15 protein-coding genes, 1 pseudogene and 1 riboswitch are annotated in these 16,379 nt (G+C 66.1%); of the genes and pseudogenes, 13 read left to right on the top strand and 3 right to left on the bottom strand.

Annotation, left to right across the window (positions count from 1 at the left end; genetic code table 11):
• Nucleotides 1-7: 7 nt before the first annotated feature.
• Both E3U26_RS19180 and E3U26_RS19175 read left to right on the top strand, forming a co-directional pair.
• Nucleotides 8-901 (top strand): VOC family protein, encoded by an 894-nt coding sequence (locus tag E3U26_RS19180; protein WP_244294976.1) that lies wholly within the window; start codon nucleotides 8-10, stop codon nucleotides 899-901.
• Nucleotides 902-1,025: 124 nt separating this feature from the next.
• Entirely contained in the window at nucleotides 1,026-1,385 is a 360-nt protein-coding gene (locus E3U26_RS19175; protein ID WP_499107273.1) for a hypothetical protein, read from the top strand.
• 83 nt (nucleotides 1,386-1,468) lie between these two features.
• On the opposite strand, the gene E3U26_RS19170 is transcribed toward E3U26_RS19175, so the two are convergent.
• Nucleotides 1,469-1,633 (bottom strand): hypothetical protein, encoded by a 165-nt coding sequence (locus tag E3U26_RS19170; RefSeq protein WP_499107271.1) that lies wholly within the window; start codon nucleotides 1,631-1,633, stop codon nucleotides 1,469-1,471.
• A gap of 233 nt (nucleotides 1,634-1,866) precedes the next feature.
• On the bottom strand, nucleotides 1,867-2,103 hold the full coding sequence (locus E3U26_RS19165; RefSeq protein ID WP_499107270.1) for a 2Fe-2S iron-sulfur cluster-binding protein: 237 nt from the start codon (nucleotides 2,101-2,103) through the stop codon (nucleotides 1,867-1,869).
• 406 nt (nucleotides 2,104-2,509) lie between these two features.
• Here E3U26_RS19165 and E3U26_RS19160 point away from each other — a divergent pair, with 406 nt between their 5' ends.
• The 7 genes from E3U26_RS19160 (at nucleotide 2,510) to E3U26_RS19130 (ending at nucleotide 9,740) form a co-directional block, all read left to right on the top strand.
• A complete protein-coding gene (locus tag E3U26_RS19160; protein WP_116221202.1) occupies nucleotides 2,510-3,922 on the top strand; it encodes a circularly permuted type 2 ATP-grasp protein in 1,413 nt (470 codons plus the stop codon).
• A 14-nt stretch (nucleotides 3,923-3,936) separates the two neighbouring features.
• Nucleotides 3,937-4,896 carry an alpha-E domain-containing protein gene (locus tag E3U26_RS19155; RefSeq protein WP_114536544.1) on the top strand — a complete coding sequence of 320 codons (960 nt, stop codon included), beginning with the start codon at nucleotides 3,937-3,939 and terminating at the stop codon, nucleotides 4,894-4,896.
• 12 nt (nucleotides 4,897-4,908) lie between these two features.
• Nucleotides 4,909-5,715 (top strand): transglutaminase family protein, encoded by an 807-nt coding sequence (locus E3U26_RS19150; protein WP_499107267.1) that lies wholly within the window; start codon nucleotides 4,909-4,911, stop codon nucleotides 5,713-5,715.
• Between the two features lie 66 nt (nucleotides 5,716-5,781).
• Nucleotides 5,782-6,507, top strand: a complete 726-nt coding sequence (locus E3U26_RS19145) for a proteasome-type protease (RefSeq protein WP_243785401.1) — start codon at nucleotides 5,782-5,784, stop codon at nucleotides 6,505-6,507.
• Between the two features lie 261 nt (nucleotides 6,508-6,768).
• A riboswitch (cobalamin riboswitch) is annotated at nucleotides 6,769-6,981 on the top strand.
• Nucleotides 6,982-7,181: 200 nt separating this feature from the next.
• A complete protein-coding gene (locus tag E3U26_RS19140; protein ID WP_499107266.1) occupies nucleotides 7,182-8,927 on the top strand; it encodes an anaerobic ribonucleoside-triphosphate reductase in 1,746 nt (581 codons plus the stop codon).
• Nucleotides 8,928-8,941: 14 nt separating this feature from the next.
• Nucleotides 8,942-9,124, top strand: coding sequence for an anaerobic ribonucleoside-triphosphate reductase (gene nrdD / locus E3U26_RS19135; protein WP_036752628.1), 183 nt, complete (start codon nucleotides 8,942-8,944; stop codon nucleotides 9,122-9,124).
• Nucleotides 9,117-9,740 (top strand): anaerobic ribonucleoside-triphosphate reductase activating protein, encoded by a 624-nt coding sequence (locus E3U26_RS19130; protein ID WP_499107264.1) that lies wholly within the window; start codon nucleotides 9,117-9,119, stop codon nucleotides 9,738-9,740. The genes nrdD and E3U26_RS19130 overlap by 8 nt, the downstream gene beginning before the upstream one ends.
• A gap of 130 nt (nucleotides 9,741-9,870) precedes the next feature.
• Here E3U26_RS19130 and E3U26_RS19125 read toward each other — a convergent pair whose 3' ends face one another.
• Entirely contained in the window at nucleotides 9,871-10,569 is a 699-nt protein-coding gene (locus E3U26_RS19125; protein WP_499107263.1) for a TetR/AcrR family transcriptional regulator, read from the bottom strand.
• Nucleotides 10,570-11,663: 1,094 nt separating this feature from the next.
• On the opposite strand from E3U26_RS19125, the gene dctP reads away from it, so the two are divergent.
• The 4 genes and pseudogenes from dctP to E3U26_RS19105 form a co-directional block, all read left to right on the top strand.
• Nucleotides 11,664-12,704: a type 2 periplasmic-binding domain-containing protein gene (gene dctP, locus E3U26_RS19120; RefSeq protein ID WP_499107262.1), complete on the top strand. Its 1,041-nt coding sequence runs from the start codon at nucleotides 11,664-11,666 to the stop codon at nucleotides 12,702-12,704.
• 84 nt (nucleotides 12,705-12,788) lie between these two features.
• Nucleotides 12,789-14,420 (top strand): GMC family oxidoreductase, encoded by a 1,632-nt coding sequence (locus E3U26_RS19115; RefSeq protein WP_499107261.1) that lies wholly within the window; start codon nucleotides 12,789-12,791, stop codon nucleotides 14,418-14,420.
• Nucleotides 14,421-14,835: 415 nt separating this feature from the next.
• Nucleotides 14,836-15,801, top strand: coding sequence for an MmgE/PrpD family protein (locus tag E3U26_RS19110; protein ID WP_499107259.1), 966 nt, complete (start codon nucleotides 14,836-14,838; stop codon nucleotides 15,799-15,801).
• Nucleotides 15,802-15,824: 23 nt separating this feature from the next.
• Nucleotides 15,825-16,355 (top strand): annotated as a pseudogene (locus E3U26_RS19105) (IS5 family transposase); the annotation flags it as partial.
• Between the last annotated feature and the right edge of the window lie 24 nt (nucleotides 16,356-16,379).

Below are 16,379 nucleotides of genomic sequence, written 5' to 3'. Positions count from 1 at the left end.
AGTCTGCATGATCCGTTCGCTGGGCATCGATCACGCGCTCGTTTGCGTGAACGACATCGTCGCGGTGCGCGACAGCTACCTGCGGCTTGGCTTTCTCAGCCGCGGCTTCAGCCAGCATCCCTGGGGCACCAGCACGACGGTGCTGATCTTCAGGGACCAGCTTTTCGAGATCGTCGGCATCGGCGACCCCGCGCTGCTGGATGGCCATGAGGCCGGCGGCTTTCGCTTCGGCCGCCATGTCGAGGCCCATCTGGCGCAACGCGAGGGCGTCTGCCTGACCGCGCTCAACTCCGCCGATGCCGCCGCCGACGCGGAGGCGCTGGGGCGGCGGGGCGTGACCGTCACCGGCACCATCGACTTCGGCCGCGCCGTCACCCGCTCGGACGGAACCCCGGACCGGACGCGGACGCAGCTGAAGATCCTGGCAAACGACCGGCATCCGCGGCTTTCGCTGTTCGCATGCCAGCAGTTCCGCCGCGATCTCATCGAATATCCCGAATGGATGGATCACCCGAACGGCGTCACCGGAATTGCCGGGCTGACGGTGGTCGCCGATCCCGAAGACACCGCCGCGGTCGTCGACTGGTTCGAGCGCATCCATGCCGCAAAGGCGGAAAGGCTGGACCCCCGGACCTTGCGGATCGCCACCGCCAGGGGCGGCTGGACCGTGACCGACCGCGCCGGGTTCATCGCGCGGCACGGCACCATCCCGAACATGCTGGCCGATGCGACCCTGCCAAGCGTCGCGGCCATCGACCTGATGACCGCCCGGCCTGCCGATGTTGCAGAGAAGGCGGCAGCGGCCGGCCTGGAGGCGCATTGGATCGACGACGCGCTGGTGCTGCCGCAGGCCGACCGGCTCGGCGGCGTCGTCCTGAGGTTCGGCCGCTTCGGGACGTGACGGCCGGCTGCGGAAGCCGCCGGCGGGAACCCTATCGGCAGGCCGGCGGGCGGGCCAGCGCCGCCGCTCCGGTCGATGCGGCAAGGCGCAGGAAGGACAGCGCGGCAAGCCCCCCGCCAGGCCCATGGGCAGCAAGACCGCGCGGAAATCGGCCAGCGCCGCCCCGGCGCCGCGACCGCCCAACAGTTGCGACAACCGGATCACCCCGACCGAACAGGCGACTGCCAGGACCATCGCGACCCGCTGGGTCATCGCCGGAAATGTCATCGCGGACGGGCGGTCGTCCCGCCCGATCTCTCATCATCGCCCTTGCTCCCGGATCATCGGCGGCACGGACGCCCTGCCCCATATCGAGCGCCTGGCCGCAGCCATCGAGGCGCAGCCGCACGCCCGCATCCCCGGATCAAGGCGCATCGCCCTGCGCCAGGCCGCCGCCGCCAAAGGCATCGACCTGCCCGAGGCGCTGCTGTCCCGGATCGAATGACGGCCCCGCGCAAGGCTCCGCCAAGGGGCCATGCGATCATCAGCACGTTGCGACGGCCGGGCCGGGGCGCTTCAGCGGGCTCCCTACCCGCTGAACGCCACGCCCGGCAAGGCGGCCTTGCGCCTGAGCGTCTCCGGCACCGCCGACCCGCCGCTCTGCCCAAAGCCATCCGCCCGCGACATCGCATGGACCGGGAAGGCCGCGGCGCCGACGCCCAAGGGCAGGTTCAGGCTGGCGGCATAGATCAAGGCAAGGTCCAGATCCTTGGCCGCCCGCGCCAGGCCGAACTGGAGCGAAATATCCCGCCGAGGATCTTGCGGTCATAGGCCCCGGACCGGAACCCCTTGCCCGCCGCATTCGATCGCCCTCGGCAACGGGGCCGGGCTCATCCGTTCCCCGCCCGTCCGGCTGGGCTGATGGACGCCGCCGGGCTTGATCCATCTGCCGAAGAACGGGTCCATGTCCGCCGCCAGATCCTCGATCACCGGCAGGTTCCGCAGCGGACCTGCAGCCCGCCATCCGCCAGCACGCGCTTGGCATGCGTGCGGCAGGTCCGGTGCGGCCGGCCGTCGGCGATCCCGCACATGCCGAGGCGGCAGGCAGAGCGACAGGTCAGGGACGGATCGACGGTCCGCTGGATCCCGCTGACGACGTCGAGCACGGTCTGCTTGCCACGACGCCCCGGTCCACCAGACCCGCGCCAGACCGAAACCTCCATCGTCGTTGCATTCTCGCTCACGGCGCAGCCGACGGCTTACTTTGTGAACCCGCCGTATGTCTGCGGGTGAAAGGATTGCACGCCCGTCGAGGATTTGCGCTGCCGCTGACAGCCAGATAGCCCGACCGACTCAGATGCGGGCTGCCGGGGGGTGAGAGCGGGGCATCGGCTTCCACGCCGTTTGCGCCGCCTGGGCGCGCTGCCCGCAAATCCGGCAGGGACGATGCGGCCCCATCGCAGGGCTTTCCGGCGCTTTCGGCGGGCGAGGTTCGCTTTCTGCCTATTATTCCGCCAGAAAATGCCCGACGCTCGTCAAATCCTGATTTCGCTTTGGCCGCAGGCGGCCCGGCTGTGGACAGTGCCCGCCCAGATGCGAAGATCATGGGCAGAGGCAAGGGTGGCGGCGATGACGATGTATTACAATGAAATGGTCGATGGCGGCCGGGTCCGCGAACCCTATGCCATGCTCTCGGACTGGATCGAGGCCATGCCTGCCGAGATCCGCCAGATGAAGCAGGCCGAGGCCGAGGCGCTGTTCCGCCGCATCGGCATCACCTTCGCGGTCTATGGCGAGGGCGGCGACCCGGACCGGCTGATCCCCTTCGACATGATGCCCAGGGTGTTCCTGCAAAGCGAATGGCGCCGGCTGGAACGCGGCATCAAGCAGCGGGCGCGGGCGCTCAACGCCTTTCTGCGCGACGTCTATGGCCGGGGCGAGATCGTGCGCGCCGGCCGCATCCCCGCCCGGCTGGTCTACCAGAACGCGGCCTATGAAAAGGCGGTGGTCGGCTTCGTGCCGCCGCGCGGGGTGTTTTCGCATATCGTCGGCATCGACATCGTCCGCACCGGCCGGGACGAGTTCTACGTGCTCGAGGACAATTGCCGCACCCCCTCGGGCGTCAGCTACATGCTGGAGAATCGCGAGATCATGATGCGCATGTTCCCAGCGCTGTTTCGCAACAACTGCATCGAGCCGGTGGACCAGTATCCAGAACTGCTGCGCCGCACGCTCGCCTCGGTGGCGCCGGCGAAATGCGATGGACCGCCGACCGTGGTGATCCTGACGCCCGGCCATTACAACAGCGCCTATTACGAACACAGCTTCCTTGCGAACCTGATGGGCGTCGAGCTGGTAGAGGGCAGCGACCTGTTCGTCGATGGCGGCTTCGTCTACATGCGCACCACCCAGGGGCCGAAGCGGGTGGACGTGATCTATCGCCGCATCGACGACCAGTTCCTCGATCCCTTGTGCTTCCGCCGCGATTCCATGCTGGGCGTGCCGGGCTTGATGGATGTCTATCGCTCGGGCGGGGTCTCGATCGCCTCGGCGCCGGGCGCGGGCGTGGCCGACGACAAGGCGGTCTATACCTTCGTCCCCGAGATGATCCGCTTCTACCTCGGCGAAGAGCCGATCCTGCGCAACGTCCAGACCTGGACGCTGTGGAAGGACGAGGATTACCGCTATGTCATGGCCAACCTCAAGGATCTGGTGGTCAAGGAGGTGCATGGCTCGGGCGGCTACGGCATGCTGATCGGCCCCTGCGCGACCCAGGCCGAGATCGAGGCCTTTGCCCTGCGCATCCAGGCCGACCCCGGCAATTACATCGCCCAGCCGGTGCTGGCACTGTCCACCAGCCCGACCTTTGTCGACGAGGGGGTGGCGCCGCGCCACGTCGACCTGCGGCCCTTCTGCCTCTGCGGCGACCGGATCGAGCTGGTGCCGGGCGGGCTGACGCGCGTGGCGCTGCGCGAGGGCTCGCTGGTGGTGAACTCGTCGCAGGGCGGGGGCGTCAAGGACACCTGGATCCTGTCGGAATGATGGGAGGGTCAGCCATGCTCAGCCGCACCGCCGCCAACCTGTTCTGGATGGGCCGCCACCTGGAACGCGCCGAAACCGCCGCCCGCCTGCTGGACGTGGGCGCGCGCATCACCCTGCTGCCCAACACCGCCGAGGGCTATCGCAACGAATGGGAATCGCTGCTGCGCGCCTCGGGGGCGCAGGCCGCCTTTGCCGAGCGCTACGGCGACGAGATCACCCAGGAGAACATCGAAAGCTGGCTGTTCTTCGACCATGCCAACCCGTCCTCGGTCGCCTCCTGCATCGAGCGGGCGCGCGAGGGCGGGCGGATCGTGCGCACGGCGCTGACCAGCCAGGTCTGGGATGCGCTGAACATGGCCTATCAGGAGCTGCGGGCGCTGGAGCGGCAGCCGCGCGCCCGGCTGGATACCGCCATGCTGACCGATTTCACCACCCGGCACGGCTCGACCGTGCGCGGCGCGATCAATGCGACCCAGCTGCGCAACGACGGCTGGCATTTCGTCAACCTGGGCTATTCGCTGGAACGCGCCGACGCGACCGCGCGGCTGCTGGACGTGAAGTATTTCGTGCTGCTGCCGCGGGTGGAGTTCGTGGGCTCGGGCCTCGACAACTATCAATGGCAGGTGATCCTGCGCGCGCTTTCGGCGCATCGGGCCTTCCACTGGGCCTATGGCGGCGAGGTGACGGCCGGCAAGGTGGCGGATTTCCTGATCCTGAACGGCGAGAGCCCGCGATCGCTTTTGACCTCGCTTTACGAGGCGGTCTGGCATCTGGACGGCCTGGTGCGCCGCTATGGCGCCGAGGTGCCGGCCAGCGCCTCGGGCCGCGCGCATGAGACGCTGGAGCAGCTGATGGCGCGCGACATCGAGGCGATCTTCGACGAAGGGCTGCACGAGTTCCTGTCCTGGTTCATCAACGAGCTGGCCAGCATCTCGAACGCCGTGCATGACGATTACCTGAGCGGGCGGATGTAGGGGGCAGATGCCATGCGGCTGAAGATCATCCATGAAACCAGCTATTTCTACGATCCGCCGGCGCAGGGGCTGGTGCAGAGCCTGCGCCTGACCCCCTCGGTCCACCAGGGGCAGCGGGTCTCGGGCTGGACCATCTCGGTCTCGGGCGGCCAGCGCGGCGCGAGCTTCCGCGACGGCGCGGGCGACTGGATCGAGGGCTGGACCGTGCGCGGCCCGGTGCAGGAGGTCGTGGTCTCGATCGCCGGCCAGGTCGAGACGCGGGACACCGCCGGCGTGCTGCGCGACCATCGCGAGACCGTGCATCCGCTGGTCTACATGCGTCCGACCGCCGTGACCGGGACCGATCCGGGGTTATGCGAGCTTGCCCGTTCCGTGCAGGGCGAGGATGCGCTGGACCTGGCCCACCGGCTGGCCGAGGCGGTATCGGCCGCCATCGCCTACGTCCCCGGCGTGACCGAGTCGCACACCACCGCCGCCGAGGCGCTGGCGCTCGGCCAGGGCGTCTGCCAGGACCATGCCCATGCGCTGATCGCCTGCGCCCGCGAACGCGGCCTGCCGGCACGCTATGTCTCGGGCTACCTGCATTCCAACGCCGGGGGCGAGCCGCATGACGCCGCCCATGCCTGGGCCGAGGTCCATGTCGGCGCCCTGGGCTGGGTCGGCTTCGATGCGGCCAATGCCTGCTGTCCCGACGACCGCTATGTCCGGCTGGGTTCGGGTCTGGATGCGGATGACGCGGCGCCGGTGCGCGGCACCACCTTCGGCACGGGCGAGGAAAGCCTGGACGTGCGGGTGCAGGTCGAGGAGATGGAGCAGTAGCCCTGCCTGTTGCGCCGGGCGCGGGGCGGTCGTATCCCTCGGGGGATTTTGTGCCATGGAACGGTCATGACCTATTGCGTCGGCTTGAAGCTCAACGAGGGGCTCGTCCTGCTCTCGGACACCCGGACGAATGCCGGGCTGGACAACATATCGACCTATCGCAAGATGTTCTTCTTCGAGCAGCCGGGCGAGCGGGTGATCGCGATCATGACCGCCGGCAGCCTGTCGCTGACCCAGACAACCATCGCCCGCCTGCAAGAGGCCATCGAACTGCCCGAGGCCGATGAAGAGACCTCGATCATGCGCGCCTCCACCATGCTGCAGGTGGCGACGATCATCGGCCAGACGCTGAACCGCACCCGGCGCGAGATCGTGGACCAGTGCCGCGACCTGAACCAGCAGGCCAGCGCCAGCATGATCGTCGGCGGCCAGCGCGCCGGCGGCGAGATGCGGCTGTTCCTGATCTATCCCGAGGGCAATTTCATCGAGGCGACCGAGGACACCCCCTTCCTGCAGATCGGCGAGCACAAATACGGCAAGCCCATCCTCGACCGGGTGGTGACGCCCCAGACCTCGCTGGCCGATGCGCAAAAGGCGGTGCTGCTGTCGATGGATTCGACGCTGCGCTCGAACCTGTCGGTGGGGATGCCGCTGGACCTGGCGGTGATCCGCAAGGACGACTGCCGGGTCAGCCACAAGCGCCGCATCCTGGAAGGCGACCCGGCCTTCATGGCCATGTCCGCCGCCTGGTCCGCGGCGCTGCGCGACAGCTTCGTCAAGGTGACGATCTAGCGCCCCTGTCAGCCAGGCTGGCAAAGGCCCATGGCTGGCGGTTCCTGCCCAAGGTCATTCCGGTGCCAGCCCTGCCTGGCCATGGGCACAAAGGCCGGGGGACGACCCGAAGGTCCACGAAGCGCAATCTCGCAACCAGCCCGCCCAAGGCCGTGCCCCGGATCGGGATCGGGCTTCGTGGTCCCTGCCCAGGCGGCCGGACTATCCTGCACAAAATGTCGCAGGCCCGCACAATATCTTGACGGATACGGCGCCATCATCCCTATATGTAGGCATCACGGTTCTTTCGGGTCGATCCGGTCCGAAAGCGAAGAGGGAAGCCGGTGCGCCTTTCGGGGCAAGGCCGACGCTGCCCCCGCAACTGTAAGCAGCGAGCCTGCGCCGGATCACGCCACTGGTGCCGCACGGCATTGGGAAGGCCGGCAAGGGCGGCGACCTGCGAGCCAGGAGACCTGCCGTGATGATGACGATGAACCACGGGCGGGGTGTCCCGGCGGTGCGCCTGGCAATGCGGCCTTGTCGCCGCAGGGCTCCATGCGTCCTGGCCTGCCCCGCCCCCAGCAGCACGGGGAACAGATGCGGCCATCCTTCACCACCAGACCTGCCAAGGCCGGCGCCGCCGTCCGCAGCACCGCAAGGGCGGCAGCAAGCCGCAGGCAAGGGAGGGCGCGTTGATGCCGGCGCCGCTTACGTCCCCGCCCATCGCGCCGGCAAGGGATGTCGCCATCGATGTCGCCTCGTCGGTCAACGAATACCTGGACCGCGCCGATTGGCGGGTGAATGCCAACGCCAACCAGGACTATTCGCTCGGCGGGCTGATCCTGAACGTCTCGGGCAAGGTGGTGGCCAATTACTGGCTGTCGCATGTCTATCCGGCCGCCGTGGGCGAGGCGCATCGCCGGGGGGACCTGCATATCCACGACCTCGACATGCTGGCCGGCTATTGCGCCGGCTGGTCGCTGCGCACCTTGCTGACCGAGGGGTTCAACGGCGTCCCCGGCAAGGTCGAGGCCGGGCCGCCGAAGCACCTGTCCAGCGCCATCGGCCAGATCGTGAACTTCCTGGGCACGCTGCAGAATGAATGGGCCGGCGCGCAGGCCTTCAGATCCTTCGACACCTATATGGCCCCTTTCATCCGCAAGGATGGGCTGGGCTATGCCGAGGTGCGGCAGGCCATGCAGGAGCTGATCTTCAACCTCAACGTCCCCTCGCGCTGGGGCACGCAGACCCCGTTCACCAACCTGACCTTCGACTGGGTCTGCCCCGAGGATCTGCGCGACCAGGTGCCGGTCATCGGCGGTCAGCCGATGGGTTTCACCTATGGCGCCTTGCAGGCCGAGATGGACATGATCAACCGCGCCTATATCGAGGTAATGACGCGCGGCGACGAAAAGGGCCGGGTCTTCACCTTTCCGATCCCGACCTACAACATCACGCCGGATTTTCCCTGGGACAGCGAGAACGCCAAGCTGCTGTTCGCGATGACGGCGAAATACGGCCTGCCCTATTTCCAGAACTTCCTGAACTCGGACCTCAAGCCGAACATGGTGCGGTCCATGTGCTGCCGGCTGCAACTCGACCTGACCGAGCTGCTGAAACGCGGCAACGGGCTGTTCGGCAGCGCCGAGCAGACCGGCTCGCTGGGCGTCGTCACCGTCAATTGCGCGCGGCTGGGCCATCTGCACAAGGGCGACGAGGCCGGGCTGCTGCGGCGCCTGGACGAATTGCTCGACCTGGGCCGCGACAGCCTGGAGATCAAGCGCCGGGTGATCCAGCGGCTGATGGACGACGGGCTGTTTCCCTATAGCCGGCGCTATCTGGGCACGCTGCGCAATCATTTCTCGACCCTGGGCGTCAACGGCATCAACGAGATGATCCGCGACTTCACCGACGATACGCATGACATCACCACCGAATGGGGCCATGCCTTCGCGCTGCGACTGCTCGACCATCTGCGGGCGCGCATCACCGCCTTCCAGGAACAGACCGGACATCTCTATAACCTGGAGGCGACGCCGGCAGAGGGCACCACCTATCGCTTCGCCAAGGAGGACCGCAGGCGTTTTCCCGGCATCCTCCAGGCCGGCACCGAACACGAGCCCTATTACACCAATTCGAGCCAGCTGCCTGTCGGCTTTACCGACGACCCGTTCGAGGCGCTGGAACGGCAAGAGGCGCTGCAGCGCAAATACACCGGCGGCACCGTGCTGCATCTCTACATGGGCACGCAGCTGTCCTCGGCCGAGGCCTGCCGCAAGCTGGTGCGCCGGGCGCTGGAGAATTTCGGCCTGCCCTATATCACCGTCACGCCGACATTCTCGGTCTGCCCCAGGCATGGCCATATCGCGGGCGAACACGCGTTCTGCCCGCGCTGCGACGAAGAGCTTATCGCGAAAAAGCGGCAATCGGCCGCGCATTGAGGAAGGAAAAGACCATGTTCGACGACTGGAAAACCGGACCGGAAGAGATCCTGCTGGCGGATGAGGAACGCCAGCCCTGCGAGATCTGGACGCGGGTGATGGGCTATCACCGCCCGGTATCCTCGTTCAACCGCGGCAAGAAGGGCGAATTCCGCGAGCGGCTGTATTTCAGCGAGCGGCGGGCCGATCTTGGCTGAGATCCGCATCGGCGGCCTGCAGCGCCTGTCCAGCTGCGACTGGCCGGGCGAGCTGGTCGCCACCCTTTTCCTGCAGGGCTGTCCCTGGGACTGCCCCTATTGCCACAACCCGCATCTCATCCCGCCCGAGGCCGAGGGCGCGCTGGATTGGCAAGAGATCCTGGACTTTCTGGCGGGACGGCGCGGCCTGCTCGACGGCGTGGTGTTCTCGGGCGGGGAGCCGACGCTTCAGCGCGGCCTGCCCGAGGCGTTGCGGGCGGTCCGGGCCCTGGGGTTCAGGACCGGCCTGCACACGGCCGGCCCCTACCCCGCCCGGCTTGCGGCGGTGCTGCCGCTTTGCGACTGGGTCGGCTTCGACGTGAAGGCGCCGTTTTCCGGCTATCGGCGGGTGACGGGCGCAGCCGGCAGCGGCGACAGGGCCAGGGAAAGCCTGCGGCTGCTGCTGGCCAGCGGCACGGCCCACCAGGTGCGCACGACGGTCGATCCCACCCTGATCGACGGGGCGGCCTTGGCGCGGATGGGCGCGGAACTGGCGGCGCTGGGTGTCGCCGACCATGTCCTGCAGGCCTGCCGCAGCACCGGAACACGCACGAGCCGTCCGGTGCACAAGGGCTGAAAGCCGGCCCTGGGGGCCGGCATGCCATGGCGAAGGAACCGGGGGCGGCGTCTCTCAGCCCATGCGGGCAGCGGGCTGGTCTATGCCGACGGTATCGACCGCATCCGGCCGGTGGGCTCGGGCCGAACGGCTATCTTTGCGGCCGGCCGGAGCCGTGCCCGATGCCTTCAGCCTCCCCTCCGGCCTCTGCCGATGCGGGTGTCAGCGAAAGCCCGGCGGGCAGGTTGTCCGGTTTCAGATACCCATGGCAAGCAAAATTGATGATGGCCGAGGTGACATCTTCCACCGAATGCCGCCCGCCGGGGCGATACCACTTATACATCCAGAGCGTCATCCCCAGAATTATGCTTGCAGCTATATGAGGATCGACATCCACGAAAACCCCCTTTTCGACGCCCTCCCGATATATCTGCTCTACCGTGCGCAGGTATGATTTCTTGACTTCCCGGACCTGGACCAGCGCGCTTTCCGGAAGCTCGGATTCGTTTTCGATATATACGGCAAGGTCGGCCATGTTCGAGGAAAACATGTCGATCCGGCCGCTCATGATCCTGACCAGCTTTTCATGCGGGCCAATATCCATTTCCAGGATTTCATTGAGCTGCGCCGTCGACATCTCCATGAATCTCTGGTGTATTTCCAGAAGGATGTCGGACTTGCTCTTGAACCAGTAATATATCGCGGGCCTGCGCACGCCGAAGTGGTCGGCAACCTCCTGGAGACTGGTGCCGCGATACCCCTTCTTTCGGAACAGATCCGCCGAAACCCGCAAAATTTCGTCCCTGGTCAGGTTGGGCCGCGCATTCGGAGTTCTTGAGATCGGCGTCATGGTCGTGGCTTCTCGTCATCAAGGAATTATTGTTGCTCGTCCGTCGCGCGGCCATGATGGCATTTGCCCCATGAACAGCGCCCATTGATCTTTCGGGCGACAGTTTCCCTGCCGAGCCATGCAACCCCGCTTGAACTGCGCACAGATCGGTTCTCAATCTCGTTTTTCGGACGACGGCTGTCCTGGTTGAACCGCCAGCAACCGGGTCGTTTCGTTCGGTTCACCTTATAATCGTCGAGGATCAGGGGGCTGTTATAAGGAAGGATCACCGGACCGAACCTAACCGCCCGAGGCGCGACTGGCAAGCGCCCAGCCGCCGCGGGGCGGAAGGTCGCGCCGAGGATTCCAGCATCAGAGGCCCTGACGGAGAGAGGTCCCCCTGCGGAATACTACCTAGCGAAAACAGTAAACTAACTTCATGATGGTCAGCCCTGCGCCGCGACATGAGACCTGGGCGGCTCCGCGGTATACGCCCAAAGATTCCGCCCTGCAAAATGATGTTGACACGAATCGAAACGAGGTTTACTTACTAGAAAGTAAGCGTGGGGGAGATGTGGATGAGCCCGCAGGGATAGGCTGCGCCCGGCGGGAAACCGACCGGAAGGCGATCTCTGCAATTCGGAAAGTTTAGGCGTATCCTTAATACGGATATGCGCCCGACCATTTCGGTTGCGCAGACCGAAAAATACGAGATGGTTTCCTGCGACAACTATGACGTCATTGGCGCGAAAAGCCGCGCCGTATTCGCATATCGAAGACAAGTGCCCGAATGGCCTTGTTCGATAACCCCTCCCTGGGATTGACAGGGAACCTTGCCCACCTTCTTGCTGACGATCGCCGCCGCTTCATGCGGGCGATGTGCTGCATCCTTGATCCCCGCCAGCATTGCCAAAAACCCTGCCTTGCCGGCGCTTTGCAAAATTTACAAAAACGGCATCAAATTCCGTATTGCAAAACACATTTCCTAAAAGTAATTTGCCCGAGGAAGGACGACCTGCCGCGCCTCGGCCGCGCGCGCTTTCCGCGCCAAAGCGAAGGGCGCGCCCTGCCCCGCCGGCAGGTTTCTTGCATTTCATCTTGGGGAGGAGAAAGACATGAAACAAACCATCTCGCTGGCAAGGACAGCATTGCATGCGGGAACGGCGATGGCGTTCCTTGGCATGGCGGCCGGTTCGGCCGCATATGCGCAGGACGTGACGCTCAAGCTGGGCAGCGTCCTGCCCGCCGGGCACTATATCCACCAGCACCTGGTCGATGTCTTCATGGCGGATGTCGAGCAAAGGACGAACGGCGCGATCAAGTTCGAAAGCTATCCCGCCGCGCAGCTTGGCAAGGACGTGCCCGCCACCATGGGCAGCGGGTTGCTGGACCTGGGCGTCGTCATCACCGGGCATTATGCGGCCAAGTTCCCGCTGTCCTCGGTCGGGGAGCTGCCGGAAGGCGCCGGAAGTGCCTGCCAGGGCTCGGCCAAGATGTGGGCGCTGACCCAGCCCGGCGGCATCCTGGACCAGGCGGAGTTCGCGCCCAAGGGGCTGCGCGTCCTGAACGCCAACATGCTGGCCCCCTATGTGCTGTTCACCGGCAGCCGCAAGGTCGAAAAGCTGGACGACGTGCGCGGCCTGAAGATCTGGTCCAGCGGCCCGGCGGCCGAAAAGGCCATTGCCGAGATGGGCGGCGTGCCGATCAAGGTCTCCTCGACCGAGCTTTACGATTCCGCCACCCGCGGCACCGTCGACGGCGCCGTGTTCCCCTATTCCGGCCTGGTCCAGTACGAGCTTGAGCCGGTGCTGAAATATGCGGTCGACGGGGTCAACTTCGGCTCGGGCGTGTTCTTCATAACCGTCAACCAGCGCAGCTGGGACCGCCTTACCGAGGAACAGCGCGCGGTGATGAGCGAGGCGGCGCTGGCCGCGCAGCAGTCGTTCTGCGCCTATATCGACGAAAACAACAGCGAGCTTCGGGACCAGGTCGCGGCGCGGGACGGCTATACCGTCACCACCCTGGAAGGCCCCGCCCAGGAGGAATTCGTCGAACGGCTGAAGCAGGGCGCAGTCCACTGGGCCGAGGTCATGGACAAGGCCGGCCTGCCGGGCAGCGAGGTGCTGAGGGCGCATCAGGAAGCCGCAGCCGATTGACGCGACAGCGGCCGGTCCCGCCGCGACATCCGTTGCGGCGGGGCGGATCTCTTGTCGCCGGGGCATCAACGCAAGGGCAGGGCATTGGAAGAATTCGACTATGTTATCATCGGCGCCGGCAGCGCGGGCTGCGTCCTGGCGCATCGGCTGACCGAGACGGGCAACCATAGCGTCTGCGTGATCGAGGCTGGCCCGCCGGACCGCAACCCCTTCATCCATATCCCCGCCGGATATGTGAAGAACGTCATGAACAAGGATCTGACCTGGGGCTTCGTCAGCCAGCCGGTCCCCGGCATCGGCGGGCGCTCGGTGGGGCTGCCGCAGGGCAAGACACTGGGCGGCTCCAGCGCCATCAACGGCATGGTCTACAATCGCGGCCAGCGGGCCGACTATGACGGGTGGGCGCAGCGCGGCAATCCGGGCTGGAGCTATGACGACGTGCTGCCCGCCTTTCGCCGCTCGGAAAAGCGGGGCGGCGCTGCCGATCAGGACTATCGCGGCACCGACGGCCCCCTGACCGTGACCGACCCGGCCTTCGACAGCCCGCTGTGCCGGATGTTCGTCGAGGCGGCCAGGGAAATGGGCATCCCCGAGGTCGAGGATTACAACGCCGCCGCGCAGGAAGGCGTCGGCGGCTTCCAGTTCACCATCGACCTGTCGGGCCGGCGCTCGGTCCGCATGAGCACGGCCCGCGCCTTCCTGCATCCGGCCGAAAGAACCGGCCGGGTCTCGGTGCGGCCCCATGCCTATGCGGCGCGCATCCTGTTCGAGGGCAAGCGCGCCATCGGCCTGCGCTATCATGCCGGCGGCCCGCATGGCACGCCGAGCGAGGTGCGCGCCCGGCGCGAGGTCATCCTGTCGGCGGGCGCGCTGAACAGTCCGCGGCTGCTGCAGATCTCGGGCATCGGCGATCCTCGACATCTGCGCGGGCTGGGGGTGGACCCGGTCGCCGCCCTGCCCGGCGTGGGCGCGAACCTGACCGACCACTACCAGGTGCGCGCGGCGGTGCGGCTGAAGGACATCCGCACCGTCAACGAACGCGGCCGGGGCCTGGCGCTGGTTTCGGAGGTCGCGAAATGGGCCCTTGGCAGCCGCGACACCATCCTGGGCATGGGGCCGGTGCCGATGCGGGTCTTCATGCGCTCGGACCCGGCGCTGGATGCGCCCGACCTTCAGCTTTCCTTCACCCCGGCCAGCTATCGCGAAGGGGTGGCGGGGCTTCTGGACCGCTATCCGGGCATGACCTGCGGCGGCTACATGCAGCGCCCGGAAAGCCGGGGCTGGGTGCGGGCCGTGTCCACCGACCTGGCGGTCCAGCCCGAGATCCAGCCCAACTACCTGGCGACGGAACGCGACCGCATGGCCATCGTCCAGGTGCTGAAATACGCGCGGCAACTGCTGGGCGCGAAAAGCTTCGCACCCTATTACGTCCGCGAGGAATTTCCGGGCGACAAGGTCTCGACCGACGACGAGATCCTGGACTTTGCCCGCCAGTTCGGCGGCACCGCCTTTCACCATTGCGGCACGGCCCGCATGGGGCCGGCCAGCGACCCGATGGCGGTCGTGGACGAAAGGCTGCGGGTGCATGGGCTCGAAGGGCTGCGCGTCGTCGATGCCTCGATCATGCCGGCGATCATCTCGGGGAACACGAATGCGCCCACCATCATGATCGCCGAGAAGGCGGCAGAGATGATCCGCGCCGACAACGCCGCCTGACCTGCGGCCGCGCATCGGCCCGCGCCTTTGCGCCTTGCGGACGGGCCCGTGGGGTGACGCAAGCCGTTGTTGCGGCGCAGAGCGGAGGGTGTGTCGAATACATTGCGACATCCAGTTTCGCTTCGCAAAACATGTTGACGCGAATCGGGATTAGATTTACTTACTCGAAAGTAAGCAAAAGAGACGCGGATGATCCCCCAGCTTGCCAGGAATGGATCCACCTCGACGAAAAAGATCGGTCGGGCCCTGCGATGATCAACGAAGATTGGGCTGGCGGCGGCGGCTTTCCGAAACCGCGGCCAATCCGCAAGGCGAGGATGCCCAGGAACATGGAAATCCCTCGGTAATATCCGCGCCCCTTTCCGTATGAAACCGGGCGGCAGGAACAGGAAATCGCGAGGCAGGGAGGAGGATTATGGATATGAATGAGCAGGTGCTTGCCGATTTGTCGGCATTCGTGGCCGATACCCGCTTCGAGGATCTGCCTGCGGCGGTCGTGGATGAAACGGTTCGGATCATTCTCGACTCGGTCGGCTGCGGCATTGCCGGGACGACGCATAAGCGCGGCCAGATCGGCGTCGATTACGGGCGGATGCAGGCCGGGACGGAGGCGACGATCCTGGGGACCGGCCATCGCGCCTCGATCCTTGGCGCCGCCTTCGCCAATGCCGAGCTGATCAATGCGCTGGACCATGACGCGGTCCTGCCGCCCGGCCATGTCTGCCCCTATGTCCTGCCCGGCGCGCTTGCCCTGGCCGAAACCCGGCATGCCAGCGGCCGCGAGCTGATCCTTGCGACCGCGCTGGCGCACGAGATTTCCTGGCGCATCGGCAAGGCGATGGATTACCTGCGCGACATCCGGGACGGCAAGGTCGAGCCGCCGCCCGTCTGGGGTTTCGCCAGCACGATCTTCGGCGCGACCGCCGCCATTTCCAAGCTTCAGGGCCAGCCCGCCGAGGTCGTCGGCAATGCGCTGTCGATCGCGGCGATGATCTCGCCCGTGAACGCGGCGGCGTCCTGGCGCCAGCACGCGCCGCCGACGACGATCAAATACATGCTGGGCGGCTGGCTGGCCCATGGCGCGATCACCGCCGCACATATGGCGGGCTTCGGCCATCGCGGCGACCGGCAGATCTTCGAGCCGGAATACGGCTATCCGCGCTTCATCGGCACCCGCCGCTGGGAGCCCGAGCATATCCTGGACAAGCTTGGCAGCGAATGGCGCTTTCCGTCCGAAAGCTCGTTCAAGCCCTATCCGCATTGCCGTGTCCTGCACGCGCCGCTGGACGCGCTGAACCAGATCATCGACCAGAACCGGATCACGCCGGACGAGATCGAAGGGGCTCTGTTGCACAAATCCCGTCAGGGATTCAGATCGTGAATCCAGGGTGGTAGCTGTGATGTATGAGCAGACCCACACCGCCAACCTACAGGACCAGAAACTGGCCAGCCTACAATGAAGCGCTCAAGCGCCGGGGCTCGCTGACGATCTGGTTCGACCCCGAGATGAGCTGGGATGCCGTGCCGACGGGGAGGCGTGGCCGCCAGCAGACCTACAGCGATACTGCCATTCAGAGCTGCCTGACGATGAAGGTGCTATTCGGCATGGCGCTCCGGCAGACGACCGGGTTCGTCGAGAGCCTGCTGCGTCTGGTTGGCCTCGACTGGACGGTGCCTGACTTCAGCACACTGTCCCGCCGCCAGAAGACCTTGGCTGTGAACATCCCGTATCGCGGCTCCAAAGGGCCGCTGCACCTGCTGATCGACAGCACAGGAATCAAGGTCGAGGGCGAAGGCGAGTGGCACGCTCGCAAGCATGGTGGCCCCAAACGGCGGGTCTGGCGCAAGATCCACCTTGGGATCGACGAGGAAACGCTAGAGATCCGGGCTGTCGAGATCACCGGGAGTGTGAACCGGCGTGCAAAATTGACCCCGTAACGGGGTAATCGGCTTCCAAAA

The organism is Paracoccus ferrooxidans, assembly GCF_029909815.1.
Classification (GTDB): Bacteria; Pseudomonadota; Alphaproteobacteria; order Rhodobacterales; family Rhodobacteraceae; genus Paracoccus; species Paracoccus versutus.
This window is presented reverse-complemented; position numbering and strand designations above follow the sequence as displayed.